Annotated in this window: 26 protein-coding genes, 1 riboswitch and 1 other annotated feature; of the genes, 21 read left to right on the top strand and 5 right to left on the bottom strand. The window is 42.1% G+C overall.

Annotated features, from left to right (window positions below):
* Positions 1 to 32 precede the first annotated feature (32 nt).
* Entirely contained in the window at positions 33 to 437 is a 405-nt protein-coding gene (locus tag OC529_RS01145) for a PaaI family thioesterase (RefSeq protein WP_261048474.1), read from the top strand.
* Between the two features lie 32 nt (positions 438 to 469).
* Here the strand turns inward: OC529_RS01145 and OC529_RS01140 are convergent, their stop codons facing one another.
* The 4 genes from OC529_RS01140 to OC529_RS01125 form a co-directional block, all read right to left on the bottom strand.
* A complete protein-coding gene (locus OC529_RS01140) occupies positions 470 to 1,732 on the bottom strand; it encodes a nucleobase:cation symporter-2 family protein (protein WP_262081307.1) in 1,263 nt (420 codons plus the stop codon).
* Positions 1,732 to 2,313 carry a xanthine phosphoribosyltransferase gene (locus OC529_RS01135; protein ID WP_262081306.1) on the bottom strand — a complete coding sequence of 194 codons (582 nt, stop codon included), beginning with the start codon at positions 2,311 to 2,313 and terminating at the stop codon, positions 1,732 to 1,734. The genes OC529_RS01140 and OC529_RS01135 overlap by 1 nt, the downstream gene beginning before the upstream one ends.
* 123 nt (positions 2,314 to 2,436) lie before the next feature.
* A riboswitch (purine riboswitch) is annotated at positions 2,437 to 2,532 on the bottom strand.
* 338 nt (positions 2,533 to 2,870) lie between these two features.
* Positions 2,871 to 3,257: a bleomycin resistance protein gene (locus tag OC529_RS01130; RefSeq protein WP_000386217.1), complete on the bottom strand. Its 387-nt coding sequence runs from the start codon at positions 3,255 to 3,257 to the stop codon at positions 2,871 to 2,873.
* An 11-nt stretch (positions 3,258 to 3,268) separates the two neighbouring features.
* A complete protein-coding gene (locus tag OC529_RS01125; RefSeq protein WP_119947589.1) occupies positions 3,269 to 4,096 on the bottom strand; it encodes an exodeoxyribonuclease III in 828 nt (275 codons plus the stop codon).
* A gap of 220 nt (positions 4,097 to 4,316) precedes the next feature.
* Here OC529_RS01125 and OC529_RS01120 point away from each other — a divergent pair, with 220 nt between their 5' ends.
* The 17 genes from OC529_RS01120 (at position 4,317) to trpA (ending at position 21,216) form a co-directional block, all read left to right on the top strand.
* Positions 4,317 to 5,216 carry a CPBP family intramembrane glutamic endopeptidase gene (locus OC529_RS01120; protein ID WP_262081305.1) on the top strand — a complete coding sequence of 300 codons (900 nt, stop codon included), beginning with the start codon at positions 4,317 to 4,319 and terminating at the stop codon, positions 5,214 to 5,216.
* Positions 5,200 to 5,487 carry an autorepressor SdpR family transcription factor gene (locus OC529_RS01115; protein ID WP_262081304.1) on the top strand — a complete coding sequence of 96 codons (288 nt, stop codon included), beginning with the start codon at positions 5,200 to 5,202 and terminating at the stop codon, positions 5,485 to 5,487. Before OC529_RS01120 ends, OC529_RS01115 begins: the two co-directional genes overlap by 17 nt.
* On the top strand, positions 5,468 to 6,109 hold the full coding sequence (locus OC529_RS01110; protein ID WP_262081303.1) for an SdpI family protein: 642 nt from the start codon (positions 5,468 to 5,470) through the stop codon (positions 6,107 to 6,109). Before OC529_RS01115 ends, OC529_RS01110 begins: the two co-directional genes overlap by 20 nt.
* Before the next feature lie 126 nt (positions 6,110 to 6,235).
* Complete coding sequence (locus tag OC529_RS01105) at positions 6,236 to 6,691, top strand: DUF3290 domain-containing protein (protein WP_262081302.1); 456 nt, start codon at positions 6,236 to 6,238, stop codon at positions 6,689 to 6,691.
* On the top strand, positions 6,688 to 7,323 hold the full coding sequence (locus OC529_RS01100) for a DUF421 domain-containing protein (protein WP_112443820.1): 636 nt from the start codon (positions 6,688 to 6,690) through the stop codon (positions 7,321 to 7,323). Before OC529_RS01105 ends, OC529_RS01100 begins: the two co-directional genes overlap by 4 nt.
* A 205-nt stretch (positions 7,324 to 7,528) precedes the next feature.
* On the top strand, positions 7,529 to 9,274 hold the full coding sequence (locus OC529_RS01095) for an ABC transporter ATP-binding protein (protein ID WP_262081301.1): 1,746 nt from the start codon (positions 7,529 to 7,531) through the stop codon (positions 9,272 to 9,274).
* The gene (locus OC529_RS01090; protein WP_262081300.1) at positions 9,264 to 11,006 is read left to right on the top strand and encodes an ABC transporter ATP-binding protein; all 1,743 of its coding nucleotides are present in this window, start codon (positions 9,264 to 9,266) and stop codon (positions 11,004 to 11,006) included. Before OC529_RS01095 ends, OC529_RS01090 begins: the two co-directional genes overlap by 11 nt.
* Positions 11,007 to 11,189: 183 nt before the next feature.
* On the top strand, positions 11,190 to 11,882 hold the full coding sequence (locus tag OC529_RS01085) for a sugar transferase (RefSeq protein ID WP_262081299.1): 693 nt from the start codon (positions 11,190 to 11,192) through the stop codon (positions 11,880 to 11,882).
* A gap of 42 nt (positions 11,883 to 11,924) precedes the next feature.
* Positions 11,925 to 13,154: a DegT/DnrJ/EryC1/StrS family aminotransferase gene (locus OC529_RS01080; protein WP_262081298.1), complete on the top strand. Its 1,230-nt coding sequence runs from the start codon at positions 11,925 to 11,927 to the stop codon at positions 13,152 to 13,154.
* Between the two features lie 34 nt (positions 13,155 to 13,188).
* Positions 13,189 to 13,419: a binding site (T-box leader), on the top strand.
* Between the two features lie 65 nt (positions 13,420 to 13,484).
* Positions 13,485 to 14,663 (top strand): tryptophan synthase subunit beta, encoded by a 1,179-nt coding sequence (gene trpB, locus OC529_RS01075; protein ID WP_262081297.1) that lies wholly within the window; start codon positions 13,485 to 13,487, stop codon positions 14,661 to 14,663.
* 293 nt (positions 14,664 to 14,956) lie between these two features.
* Entirely contained in the window at positions 14,957 to 16,318 is a 1,362-nt protein-coding gene (trpE, locus tag OC529_RS01070) for an anthranilate synthase component I (protein ID WP_262081296.1), read from the top strand.
* Entirely contained in the window at positions 16,315 to 16,881 is a 567-nt protein-coding gene (locus OC529_RS01065) for an aminodeoxychorismate/anthranilate synthase component II (RefSeq protein WP_262081295.1), read from the top strand. Before trpE ends, OC529_RS01065 begins: the two co-directional genes overlap by 4 nt.
* Positions 16,882 to 16,891: 10 nt before the next feature.
* Positions 16,892 to 17,896 (top strand): anthranilate phosphoribosyltransferase, encoded by a 1,005-nt coding sequence (trpD, locus tag OC529_RS01060; RefSeq protein ID WP_262081294.1) that lies wholly within the window; start codon positions 16,892 to 16,894, stop codon positions 17,894 to 17,896.
* Positions 17,893 to 18,660, top strand: coding sequence for an indole-3-glycerol phosphate synthase TrpC (gene trpC, locus OC529_RS01055; protein WP_262081293.1), 768 nt, complete (start codon positions 17,893 to 17,895; stop codon positions 18,658 to 18,660). The genes trpD and trpC overlap by 4 nt, the downstream gene beginning before the upstream one ends.
* On the top strand, positions 18,647 to 19,246 hold the full coding sequence (locus OC529_RS01050) for a phosphoribosylanthranilate isomerase (RefSeq protein ID WP_262081292.1): 600 nt from the start codon (positions 18,647 to 18,649) through the stop codon (positions 19,244 to 19,246). The genes trpC and OC529_RS01050 overlap by 14 nt, the downstream gene beginning before the upstream one ends.
* Positions 19,224 to 20,447 carry a tryptophan synthase subunit beta gene (gene trpB / locus OC529_RS01045; protein ID WP_262081291.1) on the top strand — a complete coding sequence of 408 codons (1,224 nt, stop codon included), beginning with the start codon at positions 19,224 to 19,226 and terminating at the stop codon, positions 20,445 to 20,447. The genes OC529_RS01050 and trpB (OC529_RS01045) overlap by 23 nt, the downstream gene beginning before the upstream one ends.
* On the top strand, positions 20,440 to 21,216 hold the full coding sequence (trpA, locus tag OC529_RS01040; protein WP_262081290.1) for a tryptophan synthase subunit alpha: 777 nt from the start codon (positions 20,440 to 20,442) through the stop codon (positions 21,214 to 21,216). Before trpB (OC529_RS01045) ends, trpA begins: the two co-directional genes overlap by 8 nt.
* Here trpA and OC529_RS01035 read toward each other — a convergent pair.
* Positions 21,188 to 21,847: a prepilin peptidase gene (locus OC529_RS01035; protein ID WP_262081289.1), complete on the bottom strand. Its 660-nt coding sequence runs from the start codon at positions 21,845 to 21,847 to the stop codon at positions 21,188 to 21,190. The genes trpA and OC529_RS01035 overlap by 29 nt on opposite strands.
* A 69-nt stretch (positions 21,848 to 21,916) precedes the next feature.
* Between OC529_RS01035 and OC529_RS01030 the strand changes: the two genes are divergently transcribed.
* The 3 genes from OC529_RS01030 to OC529_RS01020 all read left to right on the top strand — a co-directional run bounded on the left by OC529_RS01030 (position 21,917) and on the right by OC529_RS01020 (position 24,986).
* The gene (locus OC529_RS01030; protein ID WP_262081288.1) at positions 21,917 to 22,372 is read left to right on the top strand and encodes a GNAT family N-acetyltransferase; all 456 of its coding nucleotides are present in this window, start codon (positions 21,917 to 21,919) and stop codon (positions 22,370 to 22,372) included.
* Positions 22,373 to 22,553: 181 nt separating this feature from the next.
* Positions 22,554 to 23,549 carry a LacI family DNA-binding transcriptional regulator gene (locus tag OC529_RS01025; protein ID WP_173213096.1) on the top strand — a complete coding sequence of 332 codons (996 nt, stop codon included), beginning with the start codon at positions 22,554 to 22,556 and terminating at the stop codon, positions 23,547 to 23,549.
* 126 nt (positions 23,550 to 23,675) lie between these two features.
* A complete protein-coding gene (locus tag OC529_RS01020) occupies positions 23,676 to 24,986 on the top strand; it encodes an ABC transporter substrate-binding protein (protein WP_060628702.1) in 1,311 nt (436 codons plus the stop codon).
* Positions 24,987 to 25,007 lie beyond the last annotated feature (21 nt).

Below are 25,007 nucleotides of genomic sequence, written 5' to 3'. Positions count from 1 at the left end.
CATAGTGTCGTTTGAAATATCAGGAGGAAATGATGAAAGATTTTCACTTTGATGCTATATCAGCTTTTGAAAATTATGAAATTAAAGAGATGAAAGATGGTCACGTTGTGGTGATGACCAAAGTAGTGGACTCGTCGCTCAACTACTATGGCTATGCCCATGGTGGCTATCTCTTTACCCTTTGCGACCAGATTAGTGGTTTGGTGCTCATCTCGCTAGGACTAGACGTAGTGACACTTCAGTCCTCTATCAACTACCTCAAAGCAGGAAAACTCGACGATGTATTGACCATTAAAGGAGAATGTGTCCATCAAGGTCGCACAACCTGCGTAGTGGATGTCGATATTACCAATCAAGAAGGCAGAAATGTCTGCAAAGCAACCTTTACCATGTTTGTCACAGGCCAACGGTCAGAAGACAGACAGGTAAGGATATAGAAAAACAAAAAAGAGGCTCGCACCTCTTTTTCTTATTTCTTTTTATGATTTAATACGGCATTGAGGACAATGGCGAGTAGGCTGGCTACGACGATTCCGTTTGAGAAGAACATTTGGAAGGCTGTCGGCATGCTGACAAAGAGATTACTGTTATTGAGTCCGACACCTGCAGCGATTGATACAGCTGCAATAAGGAAGTTGTGTTCATTGTTAGCAAAGTCAACACGAGCGAGAATTTGCATCCCTTGAATCGATACAAAACCAAACATCACCAGCATAGCACCACCGAGGACAGGGCTTGGAATGATTTGGGCAAGGGCACCAAACTTAGGAAGGAGTCCAAGGAGAACCAGGAAAGCAGCCGCGTAGTAGATTGGAAGACGAGTCTTGATACCTGATAATTTAACCAAACCAACGTTTTGTGAAAATCCTGTGTAAGGGAAGGTATTAAAGATTCCTCCGAGAAGTACGGCCAAACCTTCTGCGCGGTAACCGTTGCGCAGGCGCGTGCTGTCGATTGGATCCTTTGTGATATCAGACAAGGCCAGATAAACACCAGTTGACTCAACCATAGAAACCGTTGCGATGATACACATCATGACAATAGATGAGATTTCAAAGGTTGGCATCCCAAAGTAGAGTGGAGTTGGGACATGGACAAGTGGTGCTGCTGCAACAGGAGAGAAGTCAACCAAGCCCATGCTAGCAGCGATGGCAGTTCCAACAACCAGACCAATCAAAATGGAGATAGACTTGATGAATCCTTTGGTAAAGATGTTAATCAAGAGGATAATCAAAACAGTAATAGCTGCAAACAAGAGACTTTGACCAGTTGGCTCTGGAACGTTATTTCCCATATTTCCAATAGCGACAGGAATCAAGGTTAAACCAATCGTAGTAATAACAGATCCTGTTACGATAGATGGGAAGAGATTGGCCACTTTTGAGAAGATGCCTGAAACAAGAACAACGTAAATCCCTGATGCGATAAGGGCACCAAACATAGCGCCACTACCATGGCTTTGTCCAATCATAATCAAGGGAGCGACGGATTGGAAGGCAACTCCGAGAACGACTGGGAGTCCAATACCAAAGTATTTGTTGAGTTGGAGTTGGAGGAAAGTTGCCACCCCACACATGAAGATATCTGTAGAAATCAGGTAGGTCAATTGCTCAGCTGAATAGCCAAGGGCTGTCGCAATCATGATGGGAACCAGGATAGATCCTGAGTACATGGCTAGTAAGTGCTGCAAGCCAAGAACGGCTGCTTGTGAATGTTTTTCTTGAGTTTGCATTAGAGATCTGCCTCCTTAAATACGACTTGACCATTTTCAAAACGATCCAAACGAGCGAGTGATCGGACAGGGTAGCCTGCTTTTTCAAGCAAATCACGGCCATCTTGGAAGGATTTTTCAATCACAATACCGATAGCTTCGACTGTGGCTCCGGCCTGTTCGATGATTTGAATTAAGCCTTTAGCAGCTTGGCCATTAGCAAGGAAATCGTCGATAATCAAGACCTTGTCCTCTGGTGAGAGGAATTTTCCAGCGATAGAAACGGTGCTGGTTACCTGCTTGGTAAAGGAGTAAACTTCGGCAGTTAAGATTCCTTCGTTCATAGTGATATTTTTAGCTTTTTTAGCGAAAATCATGGGAACGTTTAAGGCTTCAGCTGTAAAAATGGCTGGGGCAATACCCGACGCTTCAATGGTCACGACTTTGGTAATACCAGCAGAAGCAAATTTTTCCGCAAAAACCTTACCAATCTCTCGCATCAAGCTAAAGTCAACTTGGTGGGTTAAAAAGGAATCCACCTTGAGGATGTTATCACCCAAGATATGCCCATCCTTGAGGATGCGCTCTTCTAATAATTTCATAAGACCTCCTAAAGTCTAAAAGCTAATCCATCTTCTTGTTTATAGTTTCTAGCAAGAAATAGAAAAAAGACCTACTTAATCTCTAAGTAAGTCCCCAAAATAGGCATGGCAAAAACGACCATACCTCACTTCTGACTTACTTATTGTTAGGTGTTCCGGCACCTTGTAGAAACATCGTGCCAATTCACGACATAAACAAGTAAAATGATATTTAATTTAAAATAGGCTTGTGCCAATGTTTTTATTTTACACTAAATAACTTTAGAAATCAACTATTTTGTTAGTGTTTTGGTTTGAAAAACGAATAAATATAATAAAAATGGGAAAAATTAACTTATTGGCTAACATTTATACTCAATGAAAATCAAAGAGCAAACTAGGAAGCTAGCCGCAGGCTGTACTTGAGTACGGTAAGGCGACGCTGACGTGGTTTGAATTTGATTTTCGAAGAGTATTAGAAGATTTTTTCATCATAAAAGACATATTATCAAGATTTTTCAAGACTTGACAATATGCCTTTCTCTAACTTTAAAGATTTTTTCCCAATCTTTATTATTCTACTCGCTAAATCTTAAAAAATAGCCATCTGGATCCAAAACTGCAAATTCATGGGGATATATAAAGCTATCTCCTACCCGAAATTCTCTTTTTGTCAGGGGACGATGGATAGGATAGTCAGCTTCCAGCAGTTTTTGGTGGAGCTGAGGAACATCTGCAATGCCAAAGGAAATATTGACACCGCGTCCGAAAGGATAGGTCAGTTGGGCTAATTCTTCTGCGCTGCCTTCTTCTAACATGAGCTGGCAGTCTTCGAGAGAGAGGAAGAGAAATTTCTCCTCTGGACGCTCGTATTCGACAGAGAATCCTAGCAGGTCGCAGTAGAAGTGGCGTGATTTTTCGATGTCAGATACTACAAATTCAGGAATGACAGCTTGATAGTCCATTCGTTTTCTCCTTAGAGTTCAATTTCCAAGACAATGGGTGTATGGTCTTGGCGAGCTCCTGAGTCAATCATGTCAGACTTGGTCACCTTGTCAGCCACGCGGTTACTTGTGAGCCAGTAGTCGATTCTCCAGCCTGTATTGTTGATTTTAGAAGTCTTGCTACGTTGTGCCCACCAAGTGTAGCGTTCTGGAACATCGCCGTGAATGTGGCGGAAAGTGTCGGTAAATCCAGTTGCCAAAAGGTTGGTAAATCCAGCACGTTCCTCGTCGGTAAATCCTGGTGAACGGCGGTTACTAGCAGGATTTGCAAGGTCGATTTCATTGTGGGCAACGTTGTAATCACCGGTCGCAAGGACTGGTTTTTCTTTGTCTAGTTCAGCCAAATACTCCGCATATTTGACATCCCAGACTTGACGTTCTTCCAAGCGTTTGAGGCCATCGCCAGCGTTTGGAGTGTAAACTTGAGTTACGAAAAATTCATCAAATTCTAGAGTGATGATACGGCCTTCCAAGTCCATGGTAGAAGGGGCACCGATTTCTGGGAAAGTGACAGTGGGTGTGAGTTCTTTCTTATAAAGGAACATGGTTCCAGCATAGCCTTTACGGGCAGGCTCTTGAGAAGAACGCCACGTGTTTTCGTAGCCTGGGAAGAGTTCTTCTAAAATTTCCAAGTGTTTTTTTGTAGGACCCTTGGCAGAAAGCTTGGTTTCTTGGATAGCAATGATATCAGCATTTTCTGCCACAAGGGTTTGTAGGACTTCTTGGGACAATTTCGCGCGAGCTGAGTCACTAGTTAGGGCAGCATTGAGGGAATCAATATTCCATGAGATAAGTTTCATAAAGTTACCTTTTTCATTCAGATTATAGATTTTATTATACCAAAAAAAGGTTTATTTCCCCAACGTATGGTTTGAAAAATCACTCTTTAGACTTTATTCTGAGAAAATAAAAATTCCCTAAACTATTTAGAAAAAAATCTAAATAGATCTTGTGTTTAGAATGGAAAGGTGTATAATGTTATTTAGAAAAACATCTAAATAGAAAGTGAAGTGTACAAATATGTCAAATAAGAGAACAATCCTTCTTTTTGTGGTCTTGGCTTATGCCCTTGCTTGGATAATATGGTTGGCACTATGGCTAAGTGGTGTTGGTCTAAATTCTCCATGGAGTCAACTTGCTAGTATTGTAGCCATGTGGGTGCCTGCACTTGCAGTCTTTATTTTAGGGAAAATCACGAATCAACCTAGTGGAATCAAATCTAAATTAGTTGTGAATCTCAAGAGCAACTGGCGCTTTTACTTACTAGCTATCTGGTTACCAGCAGTCATCAGTTTTTTAGGAGCGGGACTTTATTTTCTTGTATTCCCTAGCAATTTTAGCCTTGGTTTTGAATCTATTCAAGCTATTTTAGAAGAAAAAGGAGTCCTTCAATCACCGATTCCCTTATCTTTCTTGGCTTTGATTCAAATCCTATCTAGTTTGACCTACGCTCCTTTTCTTAATAGTTTCTTTGCATTGGGAGAGGAAATTGGTTGGCGTGGCTATCTTTACCCAGTGCTAAGAGAACGCTTTTCACTAGTCCAGACTCATGTCTTACTTGCTCTCATTTGGAGTCTATGGCATTTACCAATCAATTTGCAAGGATATAATTATGGCCTTACTTATTTTGCTTATCCCGTTTTGGGAGTTGTTGCTATGTTTCTATCTTGTTTTAGCCTAGGAATATTGTTGAGCTGGTTGTTGGAAAAGACAGGTTCTATCTGGGCTTCTGCCCTATTTCATGGGGCAATCAATGCAACTGCAGGTCTTGGGTTACTCTTTCAATTACCAGGAGAAAAAATTTCAAGCCTCTTGATTTTAGGCCCATCACCGACAGGAATGCTATCAGTTCTACCTTGCTTAGTCCTAGCCCTACTAATATTACAAAGGGAAAGGAGTCATTATGAGTTTTGCAAATAGTTTTAAAGCCTTATCTCATCCAGTTAGGAGAGACATTTTAAATTTACTCAAAGCAGGCAGATTATCTGCAGGAGAAATTGCCAGTTATTTCGAGTTGACAGGTGCAACGATTTCACACCATCTCACGATTTTGAAAGCAGCGGATTTGATTCATGAAATGAAAGAAAAAAACTTTATTTATTATGAGTTAAATACATCGGTTTTAGAGGATATAATGGTTTGGTTAGCAGATCTGAAAGGAGATCATTTTGATGAAGATAAAAATCAATAAGAAATTGGTATTATTTACGAGCATTCTCATCCTACTACCTTCCCTTGTAGGTTGTGTTTTCTGGAATCAATTACCAGAGGAGATACCCACTCATTTTAATCTACTGGGTCAAGCAGATGGCTACAATCATAAAATGTTTGCTATCTTTGGATTACCTACTCTCATGCTTTTGATGTATTGGTTGCTTCTATTTTTAATGGTTAAGGATCCTAAATCTAGCAATATCAGTTCAAAAATACAAGTTTTAATTTACTGGATTATTCCTTTTGTATCTTGTCTATCAATGATTTCTATCTTCGGAGAATATTTGGGTTATTCCATGATGAGTGGGCTACTAGCTCAGATTTTTATGGGAGTCGTGATGATCGTAATTGGAAATTATCTACCAAAAACACACCGAAATTATATAATCGGTATTCGACTACCGTGGACCTTGGAGAGTGATAAAAACTGGAGAAAAACGCATCGCCTAGCTGGAAAAATTTGGGTATTAGGAGGATTGTTATTGTTTCTAAATTCCTTTTTGCAACTATATGTTTACTGGGTATTCTTCTTGACACTTTTCTTTGTAGTGATAATTCCTAGTGTCTATTCTTATCAATTATCAAAATTAGAATCTTGAAACAGGTATTTGAGTCATTAGTTAGAGAAGTCGGTCTGATAAGTCTATTTCCCCAACGTATGGTTTGAAAAATCACCCTCTTTTGTTTATAATGAAGAATGATTTTATGAAAGGGAGTGAAAATAAATGAAATTTTACTCATATGACTATGTGCTTAGCCAAATCAGTCAGCAAAATGGAATCATGATTGGTTTTGGGATTGTTATCCTAGCCATCACAGGATTTTTTGCTTTTAAAGCCTATCGAGATAAAAAGGGAACTAAGTTTCGGGAATTGGTCATGATTTTGGCCTTGACCTTAGTGGCCATGCTTTTGGTGACAATTTCAAAATACCAGACCAATCAAGCCTCTAACAATCAATTTCAAACCTCCCTTCATTTCATAGAGGTTGTTTCCAAAGACTTGGGAGTGGATAAATCAGAAGTTTACGTCAATACTTCAGCTGCCACTGATGGAGCGCTTGTCAAGGTCGGTTCAAATTTCTACCGTGCTATAAACGGAAGTGACCCAGACAAGTATCTTTTAGAGAAAATAGAATTGCATCAAACAGACGCTATTGAATTGGTGGAGGTAAACAAATGACACTCAACTATATGGAAATTTTAATCAAACTGGCCTTGGGGCTCTTCTCGCTTGTTTTTGTTATCAATGTGACAGGAAAAGGAAACCTAGCACCTAACTCTGCGACAGATCAAATTCAGAACTATGTTCTTGGTGGTATCATCGGTGGGGTGATTTACAATAGTTCAATCAGTATTCTGCAATACGCAGTGATTTTGATGATGTGGACGATTTTGGTTTTGACCCTCAAGTGGCTCAATAACAATGTTCGTTTTGTCAAACGCTTGATTGATGGGAAACCGACTCTGCTCATCAAAAATGGGAAGATTGACCCAGAAGCCTGTCGTTCAGTTGGTTTGTCTGCAGCGGATGTAGCTCTCAAACTTCGTAGCCAAGGGATTTTCCAGATGAAGCAAGTTAAACGAGCTGTGCAAGAGCAAAATGGCCAACTCATCGTGGTCCAAATGGGAGATGAAAATCCTAAGTATCCAGTTGTGACTGACGGTGTGATCCAAGTGGACGTCTTGGAATCGATTGGTCGTAGCGAAGAGTGGCTGCTTGATAATCTCAGCAAACAAGGACATGACAATGTAGCAAACATCTTTATCGCTGAGTATGACAAGGGTGCTGTTACAGTCGTAACCTATGAATAAGAAAAACCTGAGGTCTTGTACTCTTCAAAAATCTCTTCAAACTGCGTCAACGTCGCCTTGCCGTATGTAGGTTACTGACTTCGTCAGTTCTATCTACAACCTCAAAGCAGTGCTTTGAGCAGCCTGCGGCTAGTTTCCTAGTTTGCTCTTTGATTTTTATTGAGTATTGGCCTCAGGTTTCCATTTGCAATCAGAAAGGGATTTTATGTCCATTATTCAAAAACTTTGGTGGTTTTTCAAGTTAGAAAAACGCCGTTATTTAGTCGGGATTGTGGCCTTGGTCTTGGTTTCCGTCCTAAATCTTATTCCCCCCATGGTTATGGGGCGGGTGATTGATGCCATCACATCGGAGCAATTAACCCAGCAGGACCTCCTTCTTGACCTATTTTATTTACTTCTTGCGGCCTTTGGGATGTACTATCTGCGCTATGTTTGGCGTATGTATATTCTTGGGACTTCCTACCGTCTGGGACAGATTATGCGGTCTCGCTTGTTTGAGCATTTCACAAAAATGTCTCCAGCCTTTTATCAAACCTATCGGACGGGGGACCTGATGGCACACGCAACCAATGATATCAATGCCCTAACGCGTCTGGCAGGAGGCGGTGTTATGTCTGCGGTGGATGCCTCTATCACGGCTTTAGTGACCTTGCTGACCATGCTTTTTAGCATTTCTTGGCAGATGACTCTAGTTGCCATTCTTCCCTTGCCTTTTATGGCTTATGCGACTAGTCGTCTAGGGAGAAAGACCCATAAGGCCTTTGGTGAGTCACAGGCAGCCTTTTCCGAACTCAATAACAAGGTACAGGAGTCTGTATCAGGTATCAAGGTGACCAAGTCTTTCGGTTACCAGGCGGATGAGCTCAAGTCTTTCCAGGCAGTCAATGAATTGACCTTCCAAAAGAACCTGCAAACCATGAAATACGATAGTCTCTTTGACCCTATGGTTCTCTTATTTGTTGGTTCATCCTATGTCTTAACGCTCTTTGTTGGTTCCTTGATGGTTCAGGAAGGGCAGATTACAGTTGGGAATCTGGTTACCTTTATCAGCTACTTGGATATGCTGGTCTGGCCTCTCATGGCCATCGGCTTCCTCTTTAATATTACTCAGCGAGGAAAGGTTTCTTACCAGCGGATTGAGGAACTTTTGTCTCAGGGATCACCTGTACAAGACCCTGAGTTTCCTTTAGATGGAATTGAAAACGGGTGTTTGCAGTATGCCATTGACTCTTTTGCCTTTGAAAATGAGGAAACACTGACGGATATTCACTTTAGTTTGGAAAAAGGGCAAACACTGGGCTTGGTTGGGCAAACAGGCTCTGGGAAAACATCTTTGATCAAGCTTCTCTTGCGTGAGTATGATGTTGACAAGGGGGCCATTTATCTAAACGGTCACGATATTCGCGATTATCGTTTGACAGACCTTCGCAGTCTCATGGGCTATGTTCCTCAGGACCAGTTTCTCTTTGCGACTTCGATCTTAGACAATATCCGTTTTGGCAATCCTAACTTGCCCCTTTCAGCGGTCGAGGAAGCGACCAAGCTAGCTCAAGTTTACCAAGATATTGTAGCCATGCCACAGGGATTTGATACGTTGATTGGTGAAAAAGGAGTCAGTCTTTCTGGTGGTCAAAAGCAGCGTCTGGCCATGAGTCGGGCGATGATTTTAGACCCTGATATCTTGATTCTAGATGATTCCTTGTCAGCTGTGGATGCCAAGACAGAGTATGCTATTATTGACAACCTCAAGGAAACGCGTAAGGACAAGACAACCATTATCACAGCTCATCGCCTCAGTGCAGTTGTCCATGCAGATTTGATTTTAGTCCTGCAAAATGGTCAAATTATCGAACGAGGCAGGCACGAAGACCTACTAGCCATGGATGGCTGGTATGCCCAAACCTACCAGTCTCAGCAGCTGGAAATGAAGGGAGAAGAAGATGCAGAATAAGAAAGAACAATGGGCTGTATTGAAGCGCTTGATGTCTTATCTCAAGCCTTATGGGCTCCTGACCTTTTTGGCACTCAGTTTTCTACTAGCGACTACGGTCATTAAAAGTGTTATTCCCCTTGTAGCTTCCCACTTTATCGACCAGTATCTCAGCAATCTCAACCAACTCGCTGTGACCGTTTTGCTGGTCTACTATGGCCTCTATATCCTACAAACTCTAGTTCAGTATGTCGGCAATCTTCTCTTTGCGCGCGTGTCCTACAGTATTGTTAGGGATATTCGTCGGGATGCCTTTGCCAATATGGAGAAACTAGGCATGTCTTACTTTGACAAGACGCCAGCAGGCTCTATCGTCTCTCGTTTGACAAACGACACCGAGACTATCAGTGATATGTTTTCGGGGATTTTATCTAGCTTTATCTCAGCAGTTTTCATTTTTCTGACAACCCTTTATACCATGTTGGTTCTGGATTTTCGTCTGACAGCATTAGTCTTGCTCTTTCTCCCCTTGATTTTCCTTTTGGTCAATCTCTATCGGAAAAAATCAGTGAAAATCATTGAGAAAACCAGAAGTCTCTTGTCAGATATCAATAGTAAGCTGGCTGAAAACATCGAGGGAATCAGAATAATCCAGGCCTTTAATCAAGAGAAGCGCCTGCAGGCAGAATTTGATGAAATCAACCAAGAACACTTGGTCTACGCCAACCGTTCTGTAGCCTTGGATGCCCTCTTTTTGCGCCCTGCCATGAGTTTGCTGAAACTCCTAGGCTATACTGTCTTGATGGCTTACTTTGGCTATCGTGGCCTTTATCTGGGAATAACAGCAGGGACCATGTATGCCTTTATCCAGTATATCAATCGCCTCTTTGATCCCTTGATTGAGGTGACGCAAAACTTTTCAACTCTTCAAACCTCTATGGTTTCTGCAGGCCGTGTATTTGCCTTGATTGACGAGAGAACCTATGAGCCTCTTCAAGAAAATGGACAGGCCGTGATCAAAGAAGGCAATATCCGTTTTGAACATGTATGTTTCTCTTATGATGGCAAACATCCGATTCTGGATGACATTTCCTTCTCCGTTAATAAGGGTGAAACCATTGCCTTTGTGGGTCATACAGGTTCTGGAAAATCGTCTATTATCAATGTCCTCATGCGCTTTTATGAATTTCAGTCAGGCCTAGTTCTCTTGGATGATGTGGATATTAGGAATTACAGTCAGGAAGAACTGAGAAAAAATATTGGGCTGGTCTTGCAGGAACCCTTCCTCTATCATGGAACAATCAAGTCCAATATCGCCATGTACCAAGAAATCAGTGATGAGCAGGTCCAGACTGCAGCTAGCTTCGTGGATGCAGATTCCTTTATTCAAGAACTTCCGCAGGGTTATGATTCCCCTGTTTCCGAGCGTGGTTTGAGTTTTTCAACTGGTCAGCGTCAGCTTCTGGCCTTTGCTAGAACAGTCGCCAGTCAGCCTAAAATCCTGATTTTAGATGAAGCGACCGCCAATATTGACTCTGAAACAGAAAGTTTGGTTCAAGCTTCACTGGCTAAGATGAGACAGGGGCGGACAACCATTGCCATCGCCCACCGCCTTTCTACTATCCAAGACGCCAACTGCATCTATGTTTTGGACAAGGGGCGCATCATCGAGAGCGGAACCCATGAGGAACTCTTGGCCTTGGGAGGAACCTATCACAAGATGTATAGTTTGCAGGCAGGGGCCATGGCCTAATACTCTTTGAAAATCTTTTCAAACTAGGTCAGCTTTACCTGCAATCTCAAAGCTGTACATTGATTTTCATTGAGCATAAGAAGGAAATCCTTCAAATTACAGATTTCTTTCACCGCCTTTTCCATTTTGTGGTATAATGAAAAATGTTGACAAATAGTATAATAAAAACAAAGGAGAAACAGCATGCTGAAATGGGAAGACTTGCCCGTGGAAATGAAATCAAGCGAGGTTGAGTCTTACTACCAGCTTGTCTCTAAAAGGAAGGGTTCGCTGATTTTCAAGCGTTGCTTGGACTGGGTTTTGGCCTTGGTTGTACTGGTTCTAACCTCTCCCATCTTTCTCATTTTGAGCATTTGGATCAAGTTGGATAGCAAGGGACCAGTGATTTACAAGCAAGAGCGCGTGACCCAGTACAACCGTCGGTTCAAGATTTGGAAGTTCCGTACCATGGTGACGGATGCGGACAAAAAAGGAAGTCTGGTGACTTCTGCTAACGATAGCCGCATTACCAAGGTTGGCAATTTCATCCGCCGTGTGCGTTTGGATGAACTGCCTCAGCTGGTCAATGTCCTTAAAGGCGAAATGTCCTTTGTCGGTACACGACCTGAAGTGCCACGCTACACAGAGCAGTATAGCCCTGAAATGATGGCAACCTTGCTTTTGCCAGCAGGGATTACCTCTCCAGCCAGCATTCACTACAAGGATGAGGACACCATCATCAGTCAAATGACGGAGAAAGGTCTGTCAGTTGACCAAGCCTATGTTGAACACGTCCTTCCTGAAAAGATGCACTATAACCTCGCCTATCTCCGAGAGTTTAGTTTCCTTGGAGACATCAAAATCATGTTTCAAACCGTGTTTGAAGTGCTAAAATAAAGTAGTCACGAGAGAATGAGTACAGATAAAAGGAGCAAATCAATGCCAAATTACAATATTCCATTTTCACCACCCGATATTACAGAAGCAGAAATTGCTGAGGTAGCGGATACCCTGCGTTCTGGTTGGATCACAACAGGTCCTAAGACAAAAGAACTGGAGCGTCGCTTGTCTCAATACACACAGACGCCTAAGACTGTCTGTCTTAACTCTGCGACTGCCGCTCTTGAGTTGATTTTGCGCGTCTTGGAAGTTGGACCTGGTGATGAAGTCATCGTTCCAGCCATGACCTATACAGCTTCATGTAGTGTCATCACGCACGTAGGAGCAACACCTGTCATGGTGGATATTCAAGCAAATACTTTTGAGATGGACTATGACTTGCTGGAGCAAGCTATCACTGAGAAAACTAAGGTGATCATCCCAGTAGAGCTCGCGGGGATTGTTTGCGATTATGACCGTTTGTTCCAAGTAGTGGAGAAGAAACGTGATCTCTTTACCGCTTCAAGCAAGTGGCAAAAGGCCTTTAACCGTATCGTGATTGTTTCTGATAGTGCCCATGCTTTGGGATCTACTTATAAAGGACAACCAGCTGGTTCTATCGCTGACTTTACTTCTTTCTCATTCCATGCCGTTAAGAACTTTACAACGGCAGAAGGTGGAAGTGCGACTTGGAAGGCCAATCCAGCGATTGATGACGAAGAGATGTACAAGGAATTTCAAATCCTTTCCCTTCATGGTCAAACCAAAGATGCTCTTGCCAAGATGCAACTGGGGTCATGGGAATACGATATCGTCACACCAGCCTACAAGTGCAATATGACCGATATCATGGCTTCCCTTGGTTTGGTACAATTGGACCGTTACCCTGGTTTACTAGAACGTCGTAAGGAGATAGTGGACCGCTATGATCGTGGTTTTTCAGGTTCTCGTATCCATCCATTGGCACATAAGACTGATACTGTCGAATCTTCACGCCACCTCTACATCACCCATGTAGAAGGAGCGAGATTAGAAGAACGCAGTCTTATCATTCAAGAATTGGCCAAAGCAGGAATTGCAAGTAATGTCCACTACAAACCGCTTCCGCTCTTAACAGCCTATAAGAATCTTGGCTTTGATATGGCGAATTATCCTAAGGCTTATGCCTTCTTTGAAAATGAAATTACGCTCCCTCTTCACACTAAATTAAGCGATGAAGAAGTGGACTATATCATTGAGACTTTCAAAACAGTTTCTGAAAAAGTGCTAGCTTTATCAAAAAAATCGTAAAAAAGTCTTGACAAAGAAAAAACAAAGTATTAAAATAAGTTCAACAAATCAGAAAAGTAACTATTTTTGATCTTCAGGGAGCCTGTGGTGATTGTGAACAGGTGGTTGGAAGTGGTGAAAGTGGGCTGATTTTAAAAATGAATTTGAAACAATGAAAATTCGGTGCGCACACCTTACAGTGCAACTTGTTGTTAGACAAGGTAGAGATGTAAAGGGGATAGTTCCTTTATAATTGAGGTGGCACCGCGTTACTAACGCCCTCACACAGAATTCAATCTGTGTGAGGGCTTTTTCATATCTTGGAATTAATACTGAAAGAGGAAAAAATTTATGACAACTAAAGGTTATTTTGGACAATTTGGTGGTAGTTTTGTACCGGAGCCGATTCAGGCTTTGTTGGATGAGTTGGAAGTGACATTTGACAAGTACAAGGATGATCCAGAATTTTTGGCAGAATTTCGCCATTACTTAAAGGACTATTCCGGTCGCGAAACACCGCTCTATTTTGCAGAAAGTTTGACAGATCACTTAGGTGGCGCTAAGATTTATCTCAAACGTGAAGACCTTAACCACCTTGGTTCTCACAAGCTCAACAACGTTTTAGGACAGATTCTTCTGGCTAAACGTATGGGCAAAAAACGAGTAATCGCAGAAACAGGAGCTGGTCAGCACGGTGTTGCGACAGCAGCGGCTGCAGCCAAGTTTGGTATGGCCTGTGATGTCTACATGGGGGCAGAGGATGTGGAGCGTCAACGTCTCAATGTTTTCCGTATGGAGATGATGGGAGCAACTGTTCATGCAGTTGAAACAGGGACTCGTACCCTCAAAGATGCTGTTGATGCAGCCTTTGGAGCCTGGATGAATGATTTGGAAGCCTTCTACGTTTTGGGATCTGCTGTGGGTCCTCACCCTTATCCTACAATTGTCCACGAGTTCCAAAAGGTCATCAGTGAAGAATCTCGCCGTCAAATCTTAGAAAAAGAAGGTCGTTTACCAGACTACGTTATTGCCTGTGTAGGTGGTGGCTCTAATGCCATCGGTGCTTTTTCTCAGTATGTGGCTGATGAAGAAGTCAAATTGGTTGGGGTTGAAGCTGCTGGTCACGGACTTGACACAGACAAGCACGCAGCTACTATGACAAAAGGTAGTATCGGAATTGTTGATGGTATGAAGACTTATGCAGTCTTTAAGGAAGATGGAGAGCTAGCTCCAGTTTACTCTATCTCAGCTGGATTGGACTATCCAGGGGTTGGCCCAGAACACGCCTACTTCAAAGATTCAGGTCGCGTGGAATATGTGGCTGCGACAGACGAAGAAGCTGTTCAGGCTCTCCTCCTTCTCAGCAAGACTGAAGGAATTATCCCAGCGATTGAAAGTTCGCATGCTATCGCAGAAGCAGTTAAACGTGCACCGAAACTAAGTAAAGACGACATTATCCTCATCAATGTCTCTGGTCGTGGAGACAAGGACGTAGCTGCGATTGCAGACTACCTAGAAGCTAAAAAATAATAGATGGAAAAATTACAGTTATTTCTTTCCCAGAGAGCTTGTGGTTGCTGGAAACAAGCAGAGAAAGCTGTAAGGTTGGGTCCATCTGAAACGAGAGAAGAAAACATAATTCTCAAGGGAGTGCCCTTTATCGCACAGCCTGTTACAGGAGGTTTCTGAGACAGGCATGAGAGATAGGAGAAATCCTATAATTGAGGTGGCACCGCGAATTTCGTCCTCACGCAAGTTATTTTGCGTGGGGATTTTTCATACAGTCGCCACGGACTAGAAGTAGAACTGAAAGGGAAATTACAATGGAACGAATCATTCATGGAGATGTCTTATCACCAATCTTGGCTTATATGCGTCTAAAGGGGCAACACAAGGTTATTTTAGAAAGTATTCCGAGAGACAAGGAAACAGCTCGTTTTTCTATCTTAGCTTATAATCCAGTTTTTGAGATTAAGTTTGAAAATGGAGTTCTCTATCAAAATGGTCAAGTGATTGATCGGGATCCCTTGGATTTCCTTTATGAAGTGACTCATAAGAGCCAGCACCATTCAGACCTACCTTTTGGTGGTGGGGCAATTGGCTTTGTGGGTTACGATATGATTTCGCTTTATGAAGAAATTGGTCAAATTCCTGAAGATACAATTGGAACGCCAGACATGCATTTCTTCGTCTATGAGAGTTACATGGTCTTTGACCACAAGAAGGAAAAAATCCATGTCATCGAGGATGCTCTTTATAGCAAGCGCAGTCAAGAAAACTTGGAAAAAGCCTTGAACCAAGTGCTTGAGGAATTACGCATTCCTGCTCCAAATGAATTTGAAGACTTGGATCTATCTCCGCTGGACTTCAAACCGCATATCGCTCCTCAGAAGTTTGAAGAAATGGTGGAAACAGCTCGTGACTTGATTCGTAATGGCGATATGTTCCAATGCGTGCTCAGTCAGCGCTTCTCAGCAGAAGTTACTGGAAATCCATTTGACTTCTACAGAAATCTCCGCGTGACTAATCCTTCTAATTACCTTTATTTCTATGATTTTGGTGATTATCAAATCATCGGTGCCAGTCCAGAAAGTTTAGTTTCAGTTAAAAATGGCATCGTGACAACTAATCCGATTGCAGGGACACGACCAAGAGGCGCTACGGATGAAGAAGACAAGACTTTGGCGACAGAACTGCTTTCGGATGAGAAGGAAACAGCAGAGCATCGGATGTTAGTAGACTTGGGACGTAACGATATTGGCCGCATCTCTGAAACGGCCAGTGTCCAAGTCACTAAGTATATGGAAGTGGAGCTTTTCCGTTATGTCATGCATTTGACCAGTGTAGTCAAGGGGCGTTTGCTTCCAGAACTCACTGCCATGGATGCCTTGAAAGCAACACTTCCTGCTGGAACCGTTTCTGGAGCACCAAAGATTCGAGCGATGAGACGCATCTATGAACTGGAAACAGAAAAACGTGGCGTATACGCAGGAGCAATCGGCTACTTGTCTGCAACGGGTGATATGGATTTGGCCATCGCCATCCGAACCATGATTCTCAAAAATAAAAGAGCCTATGTGCAGGCTGGGGCAGGGATTGTCTACGACTCTATCGCCCAAAATGAATACCAAGAAACCATTAACAAGGCTAAATCTATGACTAGAATTGGAGAACTAAGACCATGATTTTATTGATTGACAACTATGATTCTTTTACCTATAACTTGGCCCAATACATTGGGAATTTCGCAGAAGTGCAGGTCTTGAGAAATGATGATCCCAAGCTGTATGAAGAAGCTGAAAAAGCAGATGGTCTGGTCTTTTCTCCTGGTCCTGGTTGGCCAGTTGATGCTGGTAAGATGGAAGACATGATTCGTGATTTTGCTGGCAAGAAGCCGATTCTTGGGATTTGTTTGGGCCATCAAGCCATTGCCGAAGTCTTTGGTGGTAAGTTAGGTTTGGCTCCAAAAGTCATGCATGGGAAACAGAGCAATATCAGCTTTGAAGCGCCATCTGTTTTGTATCAAGGTATCGAGGATGGCCGTGCGGTCATGCGTTACCATAGTATTTTGATTGAAGAAATGCCAGAAGAATTTGAAGTGACAGCTCGTTCGACTGATGACCAAGCCATCATGGGGATTCAACACAAAATCCTACCGATTTATGGCTTCCAGTATCATCCAGAGAGCATTGGAACGCCAGATGGCTTGTCTTCTATTCGGAATTTTATCGAGAAGGTTGTAAAGTGAGGAAACTAGGATGAAAGAGATTATTGAAAAACTAGCAAAATTTGAAAATTTATCAGGTGTGGAAATGACGGATGTCATTGAGCGTATCGTAACTGGGCGTGTAACAGAGGCACAGATTGCTTCTCTTCTCTTGGCGCTTAAGATGAAGGGGGAAACACCTGAAGAACGCACAGCCATTGCACAGGTCATGAGAGGGCATGCCCAACATATTCCAACTGAGATTCATGATGCCATGGACAACTGTGGTACTGGTGGGGATAAGTCTTTCAGCTTTAACATCTCCACAACTGCAGCCTTTGTCTTGGCTGGTGGCGGTGTTCACATGGCCAAGCACGGTAACCGCTCGATTTCTTCTAAATCTGGTTCTGCAGATGTCCTCGAATCCTTGGGCATCAACCTAGACCTCAAACCAGCTGAACTAGGTAAGGTTTTTGATAAAACTGGCATCGTTTTTCTCTTTGCTAAAAATATGCACCCAGCTATGAAATACATCATGCCAGCTCGTTTGGAATTGGGAATTCCAACGATTATGAACTTGACTGGTCCACTGATTCACCCAATGGCCTTGGAAACACAGCTTCTTGGTATTAGTCGTCCAGAGCTTCTAGAAAGTACAGCTCAGGTTTTGAAAAATATGGGTCGCAAACGTGCCATCGTGGTTGCTGGGCCAGAAGGATTGGATGAAGCTGGTTTGAATGGAACAACCAAGATTGCTCTGCTTGAAAATGGCGAAATCAGCTTGTCAAGCTTTACTCCAGAGGATTTGGGAATGGAAGGCTACGCTATCGACGATATTCGTGGAGGCAATGCTCAGGAAAATGCAGAAATTTTGCTCAGCGTTCTTAAAAATGAACCAAGTCCATTCTTGGAAACTACAGTCTTGAATGCTGGTCTTGGTTTCTATGCTAATGGTAAGGTTGATAGCATCAAGGAAGGAATTGCCTTGGCCCGCGAAGTCATTGCTAGTGGCAAGGCCCTTGAAAAACTCAGACTGTTACAGGAGTACCAAAAATGAGTCAGGAATTTTTATCACGAATTTTGGAGCAGAAGGCGCGTGAGGTTGAGCAGATGGAGCTGGAGGAAATCCAGCCCTTGCGCCAGACCTATCGTTTGGCAGAATTTTTGAAGAATCACCAAGACCGTTTACAGGTAATCGCTGAAGTCAAGAAAGCTAGCCCTAGTCTGGGAGATATCAATCTAGATGTGGATATTGTGCAACAGGCCCAGACTTATGAAGCGAACGGAGCAGTGATGATTTCTGTTCTGACAGATGAAGTTTTCTTTAAAGGACATTTGGATTATCTACGGGAGATTTCCAGTCAGGTACAGATTCCAACGCTCAACAAGGACTTTATCATCGATGAAAAGCAAATCATTCGAGCTCGCAATGCAGGTGCAACAGTCATTCTGCTCATTGTGGCCGCCTTGTCAGAAGAACGTCTCAAGGAACTGTATGACTACGCGACAGAGCTTGGTCTGGAAGTCTTGGTGGAGACCCACAATCTAGCTGAACTAGAAGTGGCTCACAGACTTGGTGCCCAGATTATCGGGGTCAATAACCGCAACTTGACCACCTTTGAAGTTGACTTGCAAACCAGTGTAGATTTGGCTAAACATTTCAAAGATGATTGTTTGTACATTTCTGAATCTGCTATTTTCACAGGGCAGGATGCGGAACGAGTAGCACCATACTTTAACGGAATTTTAGTAGGGACAGCTCTCATGCAGGCAGAAGATGTAGCCCAGAGAATCAAGGAGTTGCAGATTGACAAAGGTTAAAATTTGCGGATTATCTACTAAAGAAGCGGTAGAAACAGCCGTGTCAGCAGGAGCAGACTATATCGGTTTTGTCTTTGCACCTAGTAAAAGACAGGTGACCTTGGATCAGGCTGCTGAGCTGGCAAAGCTCATTCCAGTGAACGTTAAAAAGGTTGGTGTATTTGTTTCACCGAGTCGGGCAGAACTGCTAGAAGCGATTGACAAGGTTGGCTTGGACTTGGTTCAAGTTCACGGTCAGGTAGCGGATGATTTGTTTGAGGATTTGCCTTGTGCCAGTATGCAGGCTGTGCAGGTGGATGGAGAGGGTCATGTGCCCAATTCTCAGGCAGACTATCTACTCTTTGATGCCCCTGTGGCTGGGAGTGGTCAGACCTTTGACTGGGGGAAATTGGATACGACAGGAATAGCACAGCCCTTCTTTATCGCAGGTGGGCTTAACGAAGACAATGTAGTAAAAGCAATTCAACACTTTACTCCCTATGCAGTAGATGTATCGAGCGGAGTGGAGACAGATGGACAAAAAGATCATGAAAAGATTAGAAGATTTATAGAGAGGGTAAAGAATGGCATATCAAGAACCAAATAAAGATGGATTTTACGGAAAATTCGGTGGACGTTTCGTCCCAGAAACATTGATGACAGCAGTTTTGGAGTTGGAGAAGGCCTATCGTGAAAGTCAGGCAGACCCAAGTTTCCAAGAGGAATTAAACCAACTTTTGCGCCAGTATGTGGGGCGTGAAACTCCTCTTTACTACGCAAAAAACTTGACCCAGCATATCGGCGGAGCCAAGATTTATCTCAAACGTGAAGACCTCAACCATACAGGGGCCCACAAGATTAACAATGCCTTGGGACAAGTTTTGCTTGCCAAACGCATGGGTAAAAAGAAAATTATCGCTGAAACAGGTGCTGGTCAGCACGGTGTGGCAACTGCAACTGCTGCAGCCCTCTTTAACATGGAATGTACCATCTACATGGGTGAGGAAGATGTCAAACGCCAAGCCCTCAATGTGTTCCGTATGGAGCTTTTGGGAGCCAAGGTTGAGGCAGTGACAGACGGTTCGCGCGTGCTCAAGGATGCGGTCAATGCATCCCTTCGTTCATGGGTGGCTAATATCGATGATACCCACTATATCCTTGGTTCTGCCTTGGGACCTCATCCATTCCCAGAAATCGTTCGTGACTTCCAAAGTGTCATTGGTCGAGAAGCTAAACAACAGTATCGCGATATGACAGGTCAAGATCTGCCAGATGCCCTAGTAGCTTGTGTTGGTGGTGGGTCGAATGCCATCGGTCTCTTCCATCCCTTTGTAGAAGATGAGTCAGTAGCTATGTATGGAGCTGAAGCAGCAGGACTTGGTGTGGATACAGAGCACCACGCAGCTACCTTGACCAAGGGTCGTCCGGGTGTCCTTCACGGTTCCCTCATGGATGTGCTCCAAGATGCCCATGGTCAAATTCTTGAAGCCTTCTCTATCTCAGCAGGTTTGGACTATCCTGGTATCGGTCCAGAACATTCTCACTACCACGATATTAAACGTGCCAGCTATGTCCCTGTGACAGACGAAGAAGCCTTGGAAGGATTCCAACTCTTGTCTCGTGTGGAAGGGATTATCCCAGCCTTGGAATCTAGCCACGCTATTGCCTTTGCGGTGAAATTGGCCAAAGAACTTGGACCAGAAAAGTCTATGATTGTCTGCCTATCAGGTCGTGGGGACAAGGATGTGGTTCAAGTCAAGGACCGCTTGGAAGCAGATGCAGCAAAGAAGGGAGAAGCTCATGCCTAAGACACTAACAGAAAAATTGAACGCTATTAAAGCAGCTGGAAAAGGAATTTTTGTTCCCTATATCATGGCTGGTGACCACGAAAAAGGTTTGGATGGACTCGCTGAAACAATCCACTTTTTAGAAGATTTGGGTGTCTCTGCAATTGAAGTGGGCATTCCCTTTTCAGACCCTGTTGCAGATGGACCTGTGATCGAAGAAGCTGGCTTGCGTAGTTTAGCCCACGGGACCTCTACCCAGGCTTTGGTTGAAACCTTGAAAGTCATTGAAACAGAGGTTCCGCTGGTCATCATGACCTACTTCAACCCCCTCTTTCAGTACGGTGTGGAGAACTTTGTCAAAGATTTAGCAGATACAGCGGTTAAGGGTTTGATTATTCCAGACCTGCCTCATGAGCATGCCAACTTTGTAGAACCATTTTTGGTAGATACAGACATTGCTTTGATTCCTTTAGTAAGCTTGACCACAGGGTTTGAGCGTCAGAAAGAGTTGATTGAAGGGGCAGAAGGATTTGTCTATGCCGTTGCCATCAATGGGGTGACAGGGAAATCTGGCAATTACCGTGCAGACTTGGACAAGCACTTGGCACAATTGCATCAAGTGGCCGACATTCCAGTCTTGACAGGATTTGGCGTATCTAGTCAAGACGATGTAGAACGTTTTAATGCGGTGTCAGATGGCGTTATCGTCGGTTCAAAAATCGTAAAAGCTCTCCATGAAGGAGAGCCGATTGAGGACTTTATCAAACAAGCAGTAGCTTACCAAAAATAATCACACAAGTAGCAAGTAAGAGGAAAGGCACGAAAGGAAGTCTTTCCTTTTTCTTTTGCAGGAGAAAGGCTAGAATTCCCATCGCAGAAGCAAACTGAATCAAGATGAGTAATTCGGTTGCGCTAAAGATGAGAGCACAAGAAGCTAGAAAGAGAAAATCCCCTGCGCCCATGCGAATATCGATAAAATGAGCCACAATTCCAAGAGCAAGGAAGAAGACCATGACTAGATTCCAGCCAGAGGAAGCCATGAGGATTAGGTGGAAAGTCATCCAGACCAGTAAGGGATATTCCTGATGGTGAAAGTCGTAGATGCCCAAGGTCAAACCAGCGGTGATTAGGACGACTTGTCCCAAGGAAAGCAATTCCCAAGACCAAGCCAGAAAGATGACACCTAAGCCTAGTTCAAAGAGGGCATACCAGACAGGATAAGGAGCCTTACAGTAGCGACAGCGAAAGCGATTGAAGACCTGCGAGAGAATCGGAATCAAATCTAAGGGACGCAAGGGAGTCTGACAGGAATCGCAGTGACTAGCAGGTTGGATAATGGATTGCTCTGGAAAACGGTCAATGACCAAACCAAGAAAGGAAGCGAGAATGCTCCCGACAAGAAAAAAATAAAAATCAATCATACTTATCTATTCGTAAAAAATGGGAGAAGTAGTATAATGGAGAAATATAGATAAGATGGTGAGGCAAAGATGACAATTCGTTTTGAAGAAAAGGTGAGTACAGAAAATGCTCAGCTCGTATGCCAATGGTCCAACTCCCTAGGCAAATCATTTCAAGAACAATGGATGGGACCAAGGATTTCATTTCCCTTGACCATTCAAGTTTTGCAAGAGTTGGAAGGAATCTTTTCAATCTTTGATGGACAAGAGTTTGTGGGGCTTATCCAGAAAATCAGGCTAGAAGACAGGAATCTTCATATCGGGAGATTTTTTATCAACCCCCAGAAACAGGGGCAAGGCTTAGGTAGGCAGGCTTTAAGGAAATTTGTTAGTTTGGTCTTTGAAAATGGAGACATAGATAGTATTTCTCTAAATATCTTCGAGGCAAATCAAAGAGCTCAGAATCTTTACCAAAAAGAAGGATTTGAAATCGTTCAAATAGTTGAAGCACCTGTACGAAAATACATCATGAAAAAGAGTAGATAGAAAGTAAAAAAAGTCTTTTCCTGTTTTATGTAGATGTTTACATATGAAAATTGAAGTATTTTCAAAAGCTAATTGGAGTGATTTTATTCATGATGGGAAAAAGGGTCTGGACAAAAATGATTGAGAAATAGTTGCTAAAAAAGCGTTTGCATGATACTATATATTGAAAGGAGGTGATAAGATGGTAGAACAAAGAAAATCAATTACCATGAAAGATGTTGCTTTAGAAGCAGGAGTTAGTGTTGGAACAGTTTCACGTGTGATTAATAAAGAAAAAGGCATTAAAGAAGTAACCTTAAGGAAAGTTCAAAGGGCTATAAAAACATTGGACTATATCCCTGATAATTATGCTCGAGGTATGAAAAAGAATAGAACAGAAACTATCGCTTTGATTATTCCGAGCATATGGCATCCGTTTTTCTCGGAGTTTGCCTATCATGTTGAGAAAGAGTTATTAAAATATAATTATAAATTATTTATTTGTAACGCTGATAGCGATTCACAAAATGAAATCGAATATATCGAAATGTTGAAACAAAATAAAGTGGATGGAATTATTGGTATTACATATTCTGATATTGACAAATATATTTTATCTGATTTACCGTTTGTAAGTATAGATAGACATTTTTCGGAAAATGTATGCTATGTTACTTCAGCAAATTACAAAGGAGGACAAACTGCAGCAGAGGAACTGGTTAGAAGGGATAATAAGCACCTTGCTTTTATTGGTTCAATTAATATGTATGAGAATGAGACTATACTCAGAAGTAAAGGATTCAGAGAAAAAGCTAAGGAATTAGGAGTAGATGTCTATAATTTTGAAATGAAAGAACCTTTAATAAATCCTGAAGATCAGATAAGAGTTTTTTTGCAATCTCATAAAGAAATTGATGGTATATTTACAATAAATGATATGATGGCTCTGAGAGTTATTAGTGTTATGAAAGAACTGGGGAAAATAGCACCTGATGATTACCAGATAATTGGGTTTGATGGTTTAAAAACTTCTGTCGATCAATCTTATCTAGTGTCTACAATAGTTCAAGATATTGGTATGATGGCAAAAGAATCTGTTGCAATGATACTGAAAATGATTAAGCGGGAAGAGATTCTAGAAAAACGAATCGTAATTCCCACATATTTTTGGGGAGATAAAACAACAAAAAAAATTTAAAAAGCGCTTGACAATTAATGAAAGCGCTGTTATAATATAATCATCAAATGAAACGTTTCAAAAACAGGCTAGAAGCTTGTTTAAAAAATAAATAAAAAATGAAACGTTTCAAAAAGGAGGAAAATAATGCGTAAAGGTACAATGTTATCTGTTGTTGCGGGGCTATCGTTAGCTATACTTGCAGGTTGTAGTGGAGGAACTAACTCAAAACAAGCTAGTTCTTCAAATGATATTAAAGTCTGGGTACAATTCTCTGACGAAACCAATGAAGGAAAAGCTTGGCAAAAAGTTGTTGACAACTTTAATCAATCAGGAAAAAGTAAGTACAAAGTTGTAACTGAGTATATTCCTCGTAGTGGTAGTGGTGGAGGATATGAAGACAAGGTTAATGCTGCTATCACGACTAATAGTCTTCCAGATGTTATTACCCTTGATGGACCAAATACGGCAGCTTATGCAAAATCTAAAGTGATTACTCCGCTAGATGATTATCTAAAAGATAATAATATGGATGATGTTTTGGACAGTATTAAACAACAAGGAACTTATGATGGCAAATTCTATGCATTTGGATTTTCTGAATCGAATGTTGGTGTTTATTACAACAAAAAAATGTTCAAAGAGGCCGGAATTGCGGAATCAGAGCTTCCAACGCTAGAAAAGCCATGGACATGGGACGAATTTAATACGATTGCTAAAAAATTGAAAGATCATTATAACAAACCGGCAATTGATTTTCGTATTAATTCAAACGATGAAATGTTGCCATATGCTTATATGCCGTTGATTTGGTCAAATAATGGTTCTGTCGTAAACGAAGATGGAACAAAGGCAGAAGGATACTTCAACTCCAAAGAGAGTGTAGAAGCAGTTCAATTCATTCAAAATCTTGTAAAAGAAGGTTATACAACTGTTAGTCCAGTCGAAAAAGGTTTTGAAACAGGAGAGTATCCAATGCTTTTGAGTGGTTCTTGGACGATTGCTGACATGAATACAAACTACAAAGATATTGATTTTGGTATCCTTCCTTACCCAGTATCTAGTAAGACGAAAAAATTAGTATCCCCTTCAGGTAGTTGGCAATTAGCTGTTACGACAAAATCTGATAAAAAAGAAGCAGCATCTGAATTTGTTAAATTTGCTACAAATACAGAATCAAGTGAAATTATTAGCTTGGGGAATTCGGTCCTTCCAATTCGTAAATCTACAATTGAAAATATCAAAGATAAAGTATCCGAACCAATGCGTTTCTTGATGGAACAAAATTCAAAAACAGCTCATGCTCGCCCAGTTGTCGTAGCATATCCTCAGGTTTCTCGAGCTTTTCAACAAGCAATGCAAGATATTAGCTATTATGAAGAAAATCCAAATGTGCAAAAAGTCTTGGATACTCGTACAAAAGAAATGCAAACTGCTATTGATCAGTCACTCAAATAATCTGTAAAAAGGAAGGAGGAA

Origin of the sequence: Streptococcus sp. Marseille-Q5855 (assembly GCF_946901985.1) — a bacterium.
Lineage (GTDB): Bacteria > Bacillota > Bacilli > Lactobacillales > Streptococcaceae > Streptococcus.
The sequence above is the reverse complement of the archived record's forward strand: the minus strand, read 5'-3'. Positions and strand labels throughout refer to the sequence as shown.